At 57.5% G+C, this 12545-nt stretch carries 9 protein-coding genes; 7 read left to right on the forward strand and 2 right to left on the reverse strand.

Going from position 1 to position 12545, the window contains the following annotated elements:
• The first annotated feature begins 8 nt into the window (after positions 1-8).
• On the forward strand, positions 9-1844 hold the full coding sequence (locus tag Q0106_RS02095; protein ID WP_297608222.1) for an ATP-binding cassette domain-containing protein: 1836 nt from the start codon (positions 9-11) through the stop codon (positions 1842-1844).
• A gap of 93 nt (positions 1845-1937) precedes the next feature.
• Here the strand turns inward: Q0106_RS02095 and cysK are convergent, their stop codons facing one another.
• Positions 1938-2861, reverse strand: a complete 924-nt coding sequence (cysK, locus tag Q0106_RS02100) for a cysteine synthase A (protein ID WP_297608224.1) — start codon at positions 2859-2861, stop codon at positions 1938-1940.
• A gap of 244 nt (positions 2862-3105) precedes the next feature.
• Between cysK and Q0106_RS02105 the strand changes: the two genes are divergently transcribed.
• The 6 genes from Q0106_RS02105 (at position 3106) to hydF (ending at position 10685) form a co-directional block, all read left to right on the forward strand.
• On the forward strand, positions 3106-4938 hold the full coding sequence (locus Q0106_RS02105; RefSeq protein WP_297608225.1) for an AMP-dependent synthetase/ligase: 1833 nt from the start codon (positions 3106-3108) through the stop codon (positions 4936-4938).
• 135 nt (positions 4939-5073) lie between these two features.
• Positions 5074-6390, forward strand: coding sequence for a coproporphyrinogen III oxidase family protein (locus Q0106_RS02110; RefSeq protein WP_297608227.1), 1317 nt, complete (start codon positions 5074-5076; stop codon positions 6388-6390).
• A 513-nt stretch (positions 6391-6903) separates the two neighbouring features.
• Positions 6904-8253, forward strand: coding sequence for a [Fe-Fe] hydrogenase large subunit C-terminal domain-containing protein (locus Q0106_RS02115; RefSeq protein ID WP_152157259.1), 1350 nt, complete (start codon positions 6904-6906; stop codon positions 8251-8253).
• 25 nt (positions 8254-8278) lie between these two features.
• Positions 8279-8632, forward strand: a complete 354-nt coding sequence (locus Q0106_RS02120; RefSeq protein ID WP_139688274.1) for an iron hydrogenase small subunit — start codon at positions 8279-8281, stop codon at positions 8630-8632.
• Positions 8625-9311 carry a cytochrome b/b6 domain-containing protein gene (locus tag Q0106_RS02125; RefSeq protein WP_297608229.1) on the forward strand — a complete coding sequence of 229 codons (687 nt, stop codon included), beginning with the start codon at positions 8625-8627 and terminating at the stop codon, positions 9309-9311. The genes Q0106_RS02120 and Q0106_RS02125 overlap by 8 nt, the downstream gene beginning before the upstream one ends.
• A 132-nt stretch (positions 9312-9443) precedes the next feature.
• Complete coding sequence (gene hydF, locus Q0106_RS02130) at positions 9444-10685, forward strand: [FeFe] hydrogenase H-cluster maturation GTPase HydF (RefSeq protein ID WP_297608231.1); 1242 nt, start codon at positions 9444-9446, stop codon at positions 10683-10685.
• A 68-nt stretch (positions 10686-10753) separates the two neighbouring features.
• On the opposite strand, the gene Q0106_RS02135 is transcribed toward hydF, so the two are convergent.
• Positions 10754-12355, reverse strand: coding sequence for a peptide chain release factor 3 (locus tag Q0106_RS02135; RefSeq protein ID WP_297608310.1), 1602 nt, complete (start codon positions 12353-12355; stop codon positions 10754-10756).
• Positions 12356-12545: the final 190 nt, after the last annotated feature.

Here is a 12545-nt window from a genome sequence, read left to right on the forward strand (position 1 = left end):
CTTTCCTCATGGCACTCATCACGCTTTCTGACCCTCACCTCGCCTACGGCGATTTGCCGCTTCTTGACGAGGCAGCGCTCTCTATAGAACCGGGCGAACGCGTCGGTCTGATCGGCCGCAACGGAACCGGGAAAAGCTCTCTTCTTTCGGTGCTCGCCGGCAAGCAGCTGCTCGATGACGGGCAAATTCAACGCCAGGACGGACTCATTGTTCACTATGTCGAACAGGAGCCCATCCTCCCGGAGGCTCCGACATTCAGAGAAAGCCTTATCGCCCGCGGCAATATCGAAAGCATCGCGGATGAAAAAGAGAAGTGGCGGATTTACGCAAAGCTTGACGAAAATCTTTCCCGCTTTGAACTCAATCCCGATGGCGATCCGAAGCTTGCCTCGGGCGGTGAAAGAAAACGCGCTGCGCTTGCCCTCGCGTTCACTCTTGCGCCGCAGCTGATGCTGCTCGATGAGCCGACAAACCACCTCGACATGAGAGCCATTTCGCTCCTTGAGAACATTTGTCGGGATGAACTCAAGAATCAGCGCTCGCTCGTCGTCATTACGCATGACCGTGCCTTCCTCGACAACGTCGCTACGCGCATCGTCGAGCTTGACCGAGGCACATTGCGATCGTACCCGGGCAACTTTTCCGCTTATGAAGCGCGGAAAGAAGAAGAGCTTGCTGCCGAAGCGCTCGAACGCCGGCGATTCGACAAATTCTGGGCGCAGGAAGAAGTCTGGATCCGCAAAGGCATAGAAGCCCGCCGTACCCGCAATGAGGGCCGCGTGCGCCGGCTCGAAGCACTGCGCCGCGAACGCGCGGCACGGCGCGAACAGATGGGATCGATCCGCCTTGCGATTGATGCCGGAGAAAAAAGCGGAAAGATCGTTGCTGAGGTTACAGGACTCTCCAAATCGTTCGGCGATCATGTGGTCGTGAAGGATCTTGACTTCACGCTGATGCGCGGCGACCGCCTCGGCCTGATCGGTCCCAATGGCGCCGGCAAAAGCACGCTTATCAAGCTGATTCTCGGGAAACTCAAGCCTGACGCGGGAAAGGTCAAGCTCGGCACAAACCTGCAGATCGCCTACTTCGACCAGCTTCGCGAACAGCTCGACCTCAACAAGACTGTCGCCGAAACCATTGCCCCTGGATCCGACTGGGTCGAAATCGGCGGTGAACGCAAGCACGTCATTGCTTATCTCGGCGACTTCCTCTTTCCGCCTCGTCGCGCCAATGTGCGCGTCAGTTCGCTCTCCGGCGGCGAAAGAAACCGCCTTCTTCTGGCACGCCTTTTTGCGTTGCCGGCAAATCTGCTCGTGCTCGACGAACCGACCAACGATCTCGATATTGACTCTCTCGAACTGCTTGAACAAACACTGGCTTCATACCCCGGCACAATCATTCTCGTCAGCCACGACCGCCGCTTCCTCGACAACGTCGTCACGGAAGTGCTTGCACCCGAGGGCAATGGGAAATGGCGTGAATACGTCGGCGGATATGCGGAATGGTTTGCGCAGCGGCCTGCAGAATCTCTTCCGGTGAAAAAAGCGTCACCCTCGAAGGAGGAGGAGAAGAAGGCAAAGCCCAAGACTCAGGCCCAGCAGAAAATCAAGCTCTCCTGGCGGGAAAGCCGTGAACTTGAAGCTCTGCCGGAAAAACTTGAAGCCCTCGAACAGGAACAATCCGACCTCATCGCCCGCATGAGTGAAGGGAGCTATCACACAAAGCCCGTGGATGAAATCAAGGCCGACAAGAGCCGTCTGGATGCACTGGAAGCTGAAATCAGCGCGGGCTATGCGCGCTGGGAGGAACTCTCCGCCAAAGCGGATGAGGCCGCCAAAGCCTGAAGACTTGCTCTAATTCGTTGTCTCATAAAGAAAAAGACCGGTTCTGACGCATTCCGCTCAGCCCGGTCTTTTTCTATCCTGCGTGAGGATCCGTTATTCCGCGCCCTTCACGAAGCCCTTAACGGAAAGATAGCGCTCTCCCGTATCAAAATTCATGAGCAGGATCCTGGCATCCTTACCGAGTTTCGGCAACAGCCCGGCAACCGCAGCAAGCACAGCGCCCGTGGAAATGCCGACGAGAAGGCCTTCCTTCGCGGCCGCAAGCTGTGCATAGGCGAAAGCATCGTCGTCAGCCACATCGAGAAATTCATCAATCGCCGTGCGGTCCAGATTCTCCGGAATGAAATTAGCGCCAATGCCCTGAATGCGATGCGGACCAGCCTTCCCTTCCGTAAGAAGCGGACTCGACTTAGGCTCAACGGCATAAGTGCGAAGCGTCGGCCAGGCTTTCTTGAACACCCGGGAAATGCCGGAAACATTGCCGCCGGTGCCGAACGCAGAAATGAAGACGTCGAGACCTTCCGGGAAGTCCTTCAGAATTTCCGGGCCGGTATGAAGTTCATGCGCGCGCGGATTGCTCGGATTGCTGAATTGACCTGCGACCCAGGCGCCGGGAATTTCCTTCGCCAGTTCAGCTGCGCGATCGACTGCCCCCTTCATGCCGAGCTTGCCAGGGGTGAGCACGAGTTCTGCGCCGTAAGCCTGCGCCAGAAGGCGGCGCTCGATGCTCATGGACTCCGGCATGACGAGAATCATGCGATATCCGAGAACCGCACTCACCATAGCGAGTCCAACGCCGGTATTGCCCGATGTAGGCTCAATAATGGTGCCGCCGGCCTTGAGTTCGCCTCTTGCTTCCGCATCCCGAACCATCTGAAGCGCAATGCGGTCCTTAATGGAGCCGCCGGGATTCCCCCTTTCAAGCTTCATCCAGACTTCGTTTTCCGGAAAAAGCCGCGAGAGACGAACGACCGGCGTATTGCCGATAAGATCAAGCACCGAGGATACTTTGCTCATTGGAATATTCTCCTTATTGCCTCATTCAGACCTGCCGAACGCGGCGTTCAATTTCTATTGACGTCTAGGATGATATGCCTTTTCAATGAGAATGTCAGGGTATTCCCTTAAATGAGAAGCCTCCAAACGGCCCTTTTCTGATATAGCTTTACAGATTGTCATACTGGGCTCAGTGTTTCTGCATAGACAGAAACCGTTAGCTGAGCCCGCCTAAAAAAGAAAAACAAATAGGATCCTGTACGCCATGGGCCGATCAAGTGAACTCGATGGACTGACTACGCTCCCGGAGCTCCTCACGCACAGCATTCGCAAATGGGGAGACCGTGAGGCACTCAGACAGTTCGACCGCTCCTCAAGCACTTGGGAAAGCTGGAGCTACAAGGAGCTCGGCGAACACGTTCTTGAGTGGCGCCGCGCCTTTGCGGCAATGGGGCTTCGCCCCGGCGACCGCATTGCGATCCTAATGCCCAACGGCCGCGATCATGTATGCGCCGACCAGGCTGCCCTTGCGAACGGACTCATCCCGGTTCCCCTGCATGCCATCGACACGCCGGGCGCAAGCGCCTTCATCATGATTGACAGTCAGGCATGCACGCTCGTCACCAATAAGCTTTCACGCTGGAAGCAGATCCGTGCGACAGGCGTGCAGATGCCGGACCTGAGCACAGTGCTCATCACCGACCCGAACGAAACAGAAGACCACGAAGACGGGCGCTTCCACATAAAGAGCCTCGCTTCCGCCCTGGAGCTGGGTAAAAGCGTTTCTGAGGACAATCTTCCCTCCGGCCCGCTCGAAGACGATCTTGCCGGCATTGTCTACACTTCCGGCACGACGGGCCGTCCAAAGGGCGTCATGCTCACGCACCGGAATATTGTGAGCAACGTGAAGGCAACGCTCGAATGCGTGTCTCCCCGTGAAGGCGATACATTCCTTTCCTTCCTTCCGCTCTCACATACGTTTGAACGTACGGCAGGCTACTACCTTGCGCTTGCCACCGGCTGCGTCATTGCGTACAACCGCTCGGTACTGCTCCTCGCTGAAGACCTTAAGGTCATTCGCCCGACCGTCATCATTTCGGTTCCGCGCGTCTACGAGCGCATCTATGCCCGTGTTCAGGACAAGCTTCGCAAATCCAAGCCCATTGCACGCAAGCTTTTCGACTGGGCAGTGGAAGTCGGCTGGCGGGATTTCTGCCGCCGCAACCGCCTGCCCTTAGAAGAAAGCTCTCGCTCCTGGCTTGACGGCATCATCCGCCTCACGCTCGTGCGCCGCATGGCCGACATGCTTCTCTCGCAGTTCGGCGGCCGGCTCCGCATCGCCATTTCCGGCGGCGCCGCGCTCAACCACAAGGTTGCCCGCGCCTTCTGCGGTCTCGGCCTGCCGATCATTCAGGGCTACGGCATGACGGAAGCGAGTCCGATCATTGCCGGCAACTGCGTCGAATTCAATCAGCCCAACACCGTCGGCAAGCCTTTCTGCAATGTTGAAGTCCGTCTTGCCGAAGGCAACGAAATTCAGATCCGCGGTCCTTCCATCATGAAGGGCTACTGGCATCGTCCTGCGGACACGGCCGCCGCCTTTACCAAGGATGGCTGGCTCCATACAGGAGATGTCGGCGAATTTAATTCGGACGGCATGCTCTCCATCAAGGGCCGCATCAAAGAAATCATCGTCACCTCGACCGGCGAAAAGATTCCTCCTGCAGATCTTGAATCCGCCATTGAGACAGACCCGCTCTTCGAGCAGTGCTACGTCGTCGGAGAAAACCGCCCGTACCTCACGCTCATCACCTGCGTGAACAAGGACGAATGGGCCAGATTTGCCGAATCGCTCGGACTCGACCCGAATGATCCGCAGAGCCTCAACAACCCGGCAGCCCGCACCTCAGCGCTGAAGCGCGCCAAGGCCGCAGCGTCAGACTTCCCGAACTACGCGCTCCCCCGCGCCGTTCTTCTGACAAGCGAACCGTGGACCATCGAAAACGGACTCATTACGCCGACGCTCAAGCTGAAGCGCGGTCCGCTCTCGAAAAAGTTCGAAACAGAAATTGCCCGCGTCTATGCTACGCACGGCTGATCCGCAGTCCTACAGACTGTAGTTATTCTGCAGCCGGCTCTTCTCATGCGGGAAGAGTCGGCTTTTTTTAAGCCTATTGCGTCCCCGGGCCGCTTAGAATCGCTTCCTTCAGAACTACCCTTATCCCGCGTCTTCATGACCAGCACTAACCATTTCGTCCCGCAGCCGCGCAAGCTCCTGCCCAATTGGATGATCGGTCTTTCCGACCGTGTGATGGATTACTACACCGGCCGCTATCTGCACTGCGATCCGGTTATTCTCAAGAATCCGCCGCCCCCGCAGGAAGGGCACCAGTACATGCTCTACGCGCATGTTCCTTTCTGCCACACGCTCTGCACCTACTGCACGTTCCATCGATTCCTTTTTAAGGAGTGGAAGGCTCGCGAATATTTCAAGAACCTGCGCCGCGAAATGGACTACGTGAAGGCGCTTGGCTACGACTTCACTGCCATGTACGTGGGCGGGGGCACCACTACGATTCTTGAGGACGAGCTCATCAAGACGCTCGAACATGCCAAGAAGCTCTTCCCTTCAATCAAGGAAATTTCCTGCGAGACCGACCCTCAGGTCATCACCACGCCGCAGTTCCGGAATCTTCAGGGACTGGTCGACCGCATGTCGATCGGCGTGCAGAGCTTCAACGACGACATTCTCAAGCTCTCCGACCGCTATGAGAAGTTCGGCTCGGGCGAACAGATTTTCGAGCGTCTGCAGTACGCTCAGGAACTTTTCCCCGTCTGCAATGTCGACATGATGTTCGGATTCCGCGGTCAGTCGCTTGACGTTCTCCATGACGATATGGAAAAAATCGTCAAGCTCAACCCGCGGCAGACCACCACCTATCCGCTCATGGTCACCTCTCAGACGCGCCAGAGCGTGAAGGGCACCATTGCAGCCACGGGCATCGAGCTCGCGGATCAGTACCGCTGCATCCTCGACACTTTCGGCAACCGCTACCGCCAGCTCACGTCCTGGACCTTCGGGCAGACGAACAACGAAGGCTTTGATGAATATGTGGTCGACCACGACGAGTACCTCGGCGTGGGCTCCGGCGCATTCAGCTTCCTCGACAACAGCCTTTACGTAAATACCTTCAGCCTTCGCCGCTACGGCGAACGCATTGCGGCAGGCAATACCGGCGTTGAGCGCAGAAGAGAGTTCGACAAGCACGCGATCATGCAGTACCGCCTGATGCTCGGCCTCTTTGCACACCGACTCTCGAGAAAGTATTTCCGGGAGGTGCACGGCATCAATGTCGACCGCTACCTTATGAAGGAAATGCTCGGTCTGCGCATTTCTGGCGCCATCGAGGATGACCCCAACGACCCCGACCGCATCGTCGTAACCGACGCCGGAAAGTTCCTCGGCCTCGTGATGATGAAGGCCTTCTATGCCGGCATGGACCAGGTGCGTGCTGAACTGCGCGCGCCCCTGCGCGAAGAAGACATGTAATCCGCAATCAAGCAGCTTCAGACTGAAGCGAAGGAGAGGAATCGAAAGGTTTCTCTCCTTTTCTATTTTTAACCGTGTTGAAAGCAGCCCAATTCCCGAGTATTTTTCTCAGGAATTCATTCGATTAGGGTTAACTTGCAAAAGCCTGCCGTTCAGTTTTGATCTGCATTAAACCGTTGTTAGAAACATTTAAAAACAATACTGAGTGCTTATCCAAAATCGCCCCTTAAGAGGTAATACTCGACCTGCGTCGCGACTATGACGCACGATAGAATGCAAGCGTTCGTAGGAGTCTCCCACGGCTAGTGCTTATGGGATTTGCTCCTGCTCAAAAGAAAATATCGTCGACTGAGAATGACGACCCTGGCGGTTGAAGCAGAAATTCAGACAGTCTGCTCGATGAACCGTCCGTCGCTCTTTACGGCGAGCCAAAACTGAGGAAAGAATTGCGTTTCCCGAAATCACCAAAATGATTCCGGGACTCTGCTGTTCTCCTCAACGGAGAATGTATCCATGACGACCACGGTTCGTACGTTCCTGCCTGGCGATAATGCCTACGGCCAGAACGGTCCCGCCTTCCAGGGCAACCTTCGCAAGGGTGAACTGCGCGGCATCATCCACATCAACAAGAATCACTGCGTCGGCTGCGACACCTGCAGCAAATTCTGCCCGACCGATGCCATTAAGGGCGGTCTCGGCTCCAAGCACGAGATCATCGACGACGCGTGCATCTACTGCGGCCAGTGCCTCATCGCCTGCCCGTTCAACGCCATCGAACAGATGAGCTTCGTCGACAAGGTCGAACGCGTTCTTGACGCGAAGGACCGCATTGTCGTCGCTCAGCCCTCGCCGGCTGTCCGCGTCTCGATCTGCGAAGAATTCGGCGGCGAACCGGGTGAACTTTCGACCGAACAGCTCGTCAACGCGCTTGAAGCTGCCGGCTTCGTCACCTACGACTGCAATTCGACGGCTGACCAGACGATCATTGAAGAAGGCACGGAATTCGTCAAGAAGATCCAGTACTGGGTCCTCGGCGAACGTGGTCCGGAAGTTGATGAACAGGGCAAGCACCCGTTCCCGCACTTCACGTCCTGCTGCCCGGGCTGGGTCAAGTACGCTGAAACGTACGCCGCCGACATGCTCCCGCACCTCTCCACCGCGAAGTCTCCGCTTCAGATGGGCGGCACGCTGGCGAAGACCTGGGCCGCCAAGTACGTGCTCAAGTGCGATCCCCGCAAGGTCTTCTTCGTTTCCGTCACGCCCTGCACCGCCAAGATTTTTGAGGCTGCCCGCCCCGAAATGAATTCGGCCTGGCGCTGGCTCATCGCCAACAAGGAAATTCCTGCCGACACGCCTGAATTCCAGGATATCGACGCCTCGCTTACGGCCCGCGATCTCGCCGAGCTCCTCCGCCGCAAGGGCATTAATCCGCTCCTTATGCCGAAGACCCGCGAACGTGCTCCGCTCGAGGTTTATTCCGGTGCCGGCACGATTTTCGGCTGCTCCGGCGGCGTCATGGAAGCGGCGCTCCGCACCGCCTACTTCGCGCTCGCCGGCAAGGAACTCGACAAGGCCGACATTGAAGTCGTCCGCGGCCACAACAACGCCATCGTTGAAGCGACGATCCCGGTGCCCATCAAGGCGCTCGGCGGCAAGACCTACGACGTGCATGTCTGCGTCGTGAACGGCGCCAACCAGGGTCTGAAGGAAGTCCTCCATCGCGTGCGCGTCGACAAGAACCGCTATCACTTCATCGAAGTGATGAACTGCCCCGGCGGCTGCGTCAACGGCGGCGGTCAGCCTGTTCAGTCCTCCGGCACTGCCTGGCTCAAGCCCACCACGCCGCTCCCCCTGCGCGTCTAATTCCTGACTGAGGTTCAAGAAGAAAATGCTGTCTGAAAACTATTCCTATGCAGAACGCCCCGCAGCCCTGATTCTCGGTCGCCGCGGCTTTCTGAAAGTGAGCGGTCTCTGCGTCGGTGCAGCCGTCGTCTGCGGCTGGGCCATCGGCGACATGGTTGCCCGCCGCAACTCGATCATTCTTGCCCGCCAGGCCGGTCTCTACAAGGATGACAAGCTCTGCCAGGCCATGGGTCTCGCCGCTTCCCACCAGAACACGGTGGTCATGTCTGTTTACAAGGATATGAAGGCGAAGCCCGTCGACCATACGATGCACGAACTGCTTCACACGCACTACTATTCCCGCTCCATGCTTGCCATGACGGAGGCTGCTCATGTCTGATATTTCTGCCGCCCCCAATGACCGCATCCTGCGCTTCCATGCGCCGGACAAGGTCTTCCACTCGGTGAACGCAATCACCTGGTTCGCGCTGCTCTTCACGGGCATGTACGTCTACTTCTGCAATCCCTCCGACGAGGCTGCTGAAACGGCGATGCTTGCCCACCTGATCATCGGCGCCGTCTTCACCTTCAACCTGCTCGGCTTCATTGTCATTGCTCCGGATCGCTTCGCGCTCATCATGCGCGCCTGCATGGAGTGGGACAGCAACACGCTGCGCTGGTTCCTCAACTTCGGCAACTACCCCCGCCGCTTCTTCGGCATCCCGCTCGGGCCGGAAACGGTTCCCCCGCAGGGCCGCTACAACGGCGGTCAGAAGGCTTCCTATCTGCTCTTCATGGGCATGATCGCTGCCCTCGCGGTCACGGGCTGGCTCCTCTGGCTCGGTGCTCCGGTTACCGGCAAGCTCGTCTACTTCCTGACGTTCTACTTCCACGTCTGGGGTTCGATCATTATTTCGATCCTTGTGGTTTGCGCCCACATCCCGCTCGCGCTCCTTTCGATGTCTCACTTCAAGGGCATCTGGCGCCTCGGCCCGGGCACGATCTCGGTGGAAGCCGCCGAGCATCACGCTCCGCTCTGGTTCAAGCGTGACGTCATCCGCACGGACATCGAGAAGTAATTTGATACTTCTTACCTGAAAAAGGCCGGATCCCAGGATCCGGCCTTTTTTCTTAAACTCATGCCGAACTGTCCGTTCGCCGACAGCTTGCGGCAGGAAATCAAAATCAACAGTCTCAATCGGAAGCGAGCCATGTTGAACACTCTCAATACGCCCAAGGGGCTCAGGATTCACATCGGCCTTTTCGGCCGCCGCAACGCCGGCAAGAGCTCTCTTGCCAATGCGCTCACCAATCAGCACATTTCCATCGTCTCGAACGTACCCGGCACAACGACGGATCCGGTGGAAAAAGCCTGCGAACTGGCTCCCATCGGACCTGTCGTCTTTATTGATACTGCCGGCGTCGACGATGTCGGAGAGCTCGGCGCCGCGCGCGTCGAGAGATCCAAAACTGTCCTGGAATGGACGGACATTGCTCTTATTGTGGGCAGCACCGCCGGACTGGAACCCGACGACCGGGAGCTCATTGCAGATGCCAAGCGGCTCGGCACGCCGGCAATTCTTGTGCTCAACAAGGCGGGCATTAAGGCTCCCACAGAAGAAGTTCTCGCGGATGCCCGGCAGTACGGACTGCCCGTCGTCGTCACCGATGCCGTAACCAGGCTCGGAATTGACGACCTGCGCCAAACCATCATCCGCATTGTTCAGGAAGACACCGAGCCCGACCGACCGCTCTGCGGCGACCTGGCGCATGCCGGCGACACCGTGCTGCTTGTCACGCCGATTGACTCCGGCGCCCCTAAAGGACGCCTCATTCTGCCGCAGGTTCAGGCTATCCGGGAGCTTCTGGATGCGCATGCCAAGGCCTATGTCATTCAGCAGGACCGTGTTGCGGAAGCCATCGCCGATCTGAAAAATCCGCCCGCCTTCATCATGACGGACTCTCAGGCAATTGACGACGTTGCCCGACAAGCGCCTGATTCCATTCCGCTCACGACTTTTTCGCTGCAGATGGCCTATGCGAAGAGCGACCTCATCGAGCTCGCGCGGGGGGCTGCTGCGCTTTCAAAACTTAAGAACGGCGACCGCGTGCTCATCTGCGAAACCTGCAGCCACCATCCCCAGAAAGACGATATCGGCCGACTAAAGATTCCGCGCTGGCTGAAGGAGAAAACCGGGCTCGACCTCAAAATCGAAGTGGCCGTCGGCAAGGACTTCCCTGACGACCTCACGCCCTACGCCGTCCTTATTCAGTGCGGCGGCTGCGTCGTCACGCGCCGCCACATGCTCATGCGCCTGAGGCGTGCAATGAGTCAGGGGGTTCCCATGACGAATTACGGCCTGGCCATCTGCTACCTGCGCGGTCATCTCGAACGCGTCCTCTCGTGCCATCCGGAAGCGCTTGAAGCTTTCCGCCAAGGCCTCAGGTCATAACGAAAGCAGAAAAAAGAAACCCGGATCGCCATTGAAAGCATCCGGGTTTCTTTTTGAGGGCGAATGAATCAGAAGATCTGATTCATTTCGCGCGTGGTGTGGAAAGTTACCTGAGGCCAGTGCTTCATCGTCGTTTCCAGGTTGTAGATCGACGTTGCAAGATAAACCTCGTTGCCGTTCACATCCGTTGCCAGCCTTGCAGCCTGTTCCGCCTCGAAGTCGCGCTTTGTCTTCTCATCCGGGAAGGAGAGCCAGCGCGCAGTCGAAACATCCGTCGACTCGTAAATCGCATCGACCTTGTATTCATCCGCGAGGCGCTGGGCAACAATTTCAAACTGCAGCTGCCCGACGGCGCCGAGCATGATGTTGCCGAATTCGCCGGTGAAGACCTGGATGGCGCCTTCTTCGCCCAATTCCTGAAGGCCCTTCTGAAGCTGCTTGGCCTTAAAGGGGTCCTTGCTTCGAGCGGCCCGGAAGAGCTCCGGCGCAAAGTTCGGAATGCCCGTGAACTGAAGCTTTTCGCCCGAAGTGAGCGTATCGCCGATATGGAGCTGCCCGTGGTTGTAGATGCCGATGATGTCGCCGGCCACTGCGTCCGTCATGATGACGCGGTCCTGCGCCATGAAGGTGAGCGCATTGGGGATCTTCATCTCGCGTCCTTCACGGACGTGGTAGGTCTTCATCCCAGGCTGATAGCGCCCGGAACACACGCGGAAGAATGCAATTCTGTCGCGGTGACGGGGATCCATATTGGCCTGAATCTTGAAGACGAAGCCCGTGAACGGCGTCTCATCGGGTTCAACCATGCGCACGCCGGCATCCCGGGGCTGGGGCGGAGGCGCCCAGTCGACGAGTGCGTTGAGGACATCTTCGACGCCGAAGTTGTTGACGCCGGAACCAAAGAAGACCGGGCTCTGCTCGGCAGCGAGGAATCGCTTGATGTCAAAGGGATCCGTTGCCCCCTGGACAAGCTCAATCGACTCGCGCACATAGGGCATTTCCATCGGGAAAAGCTCATCGAGCTCAGGATTGTCGAGCCCTTCAATCAGCTCCCGATCACTCGTAAGCCGGTCTTCGCCCGGCGTAAAGCGCACGAGATGATTCTTCACGAGCGAAAAAACGCCGCGAAAGGTCTTTCCCATGCCGATCGGCCAGGTGATGGGAACGCACTGCAGCTTCAGAACCTGCTCGATTTCAGAGAGAAGATCAAGCGGATCACGGACTTCACGGTCAAACTTGTTGATGAACGTGATGATCGGGGTGTTGCGCATGCGGCAGACTTCAAGAAGCTTGATGGTCTGCGCCTCAACGCCCTTGGCGGCATCGATCACCATCACTGCAGCGTCGACCGCTGTCAGCACGCGGTACGTATCTTCAGAAAAGTCCTCGTGGCCCGGGGTGTCGAGCAGATTGATGACATGGTCGCGGTAATGGAACTGCATCACCGAGCTCGTCACCGAAATGCCGCGCTGCTTTTCCACCTCCATCCAGTCGGAAGTGGCATGGCGCGCAGCCTTGCGGCCCTTCACGGCACCTGCCATCTGAATGGCGCCGCCGAAAAGAAGAAGTTTTTCCGTGAGCGTCGTCTTACCGGCGTCAGGGTGGGAGATGATGGCGAAAGTACGGCGTGCTTCGACGTCGCGCACAAGCGCCGGATTGGGACTCGTCATGTGAAACGATCGAATGAGTGTGAAATCAGGCATCTGCGGGTTCGCCTCTAGTGATCGAACCACGCAAACGAAAAGCTGCTTATTTTAGCAAGCCTTCTCGGTACTTACGCGCCATTCGAAGCGCCTCATGACCTGAGCGGAAAAACGAAGCGAAATATTTCGTTACGGATCGATTTAGAATGGAGCCGTT

Source organism: uncultured Sutterella sp. (assembly GCF_937923675.1).
Lineage (GTDB): Bacteria > Pseudomonadota > Gammaproteobacteria > Burkholderiales > Burkholderiaceae_F > Sutterella.

Bases quoted from the DNA above. Each gene is read 5' to 3' on its own strand.
- Q0106_RS02135 (WP_297608310.1), bottom strand. From the start codon at position 12,355: ATGACGAGTCCCAATCCGGCGCTTGTGCGCGACGTCGAAGCACGCCGT.
- hydF (WP_297608231.1), top strand. From the start codon at position 9,444: ATGTTGAACACTCTCAATACGCCCAAGGGGCTCAGGATTCACATCGGC.
- Q0106_RS02095 (WP_297608222.1), top strand. From the start codon at position 9: ATGGCACTCATCACGCTTTCTGACCCTCACCTCGCCTACGGCGATTTG.
- cysK (WP_297608224.1), bottom strand. From the start codon at position 2,861: ATGAGCAAAGTATCCTCGGTGCTTGATCTTATCGGCAATACGCCGGTC.
- Q0106_RS02110 (WP_297608227.1), top strand. From the start codon at position 5,074: ATGACCAGCACTAACCATTTCGTCCCGCAGCCGCGCAAGCTCCTGCCC.
- Q0106_RS02125 (WP_297608229.1), top strand. From the start codon at position 8,625: ATGTCTGATATTTCTGCCGCCCCCAATGACCGCATCCTGCGCTTCCAT.
- Q0106_RS02120 (WP_139688274.1), top strand. From the start codon at position 8,279: ATGCTGTCTGAAAACTATTCCTATGCAGAACGCCCCGCAGCCCTGATT.
- Q0106_RS02115 (WP_152157259.1), top strand. From the start codon at position 6,904: ATGACGACCACGGTTCGTACGTTCCTGCCTGGCGATAATGCCTACGGC.
- Q0106_RS02105 (WP_297608225.1), top strand. From the start codon at position 3,106: ATGGGCCGATCAAGTGAACTCGATGGACTGACTACGCTCCCGGAGCTC.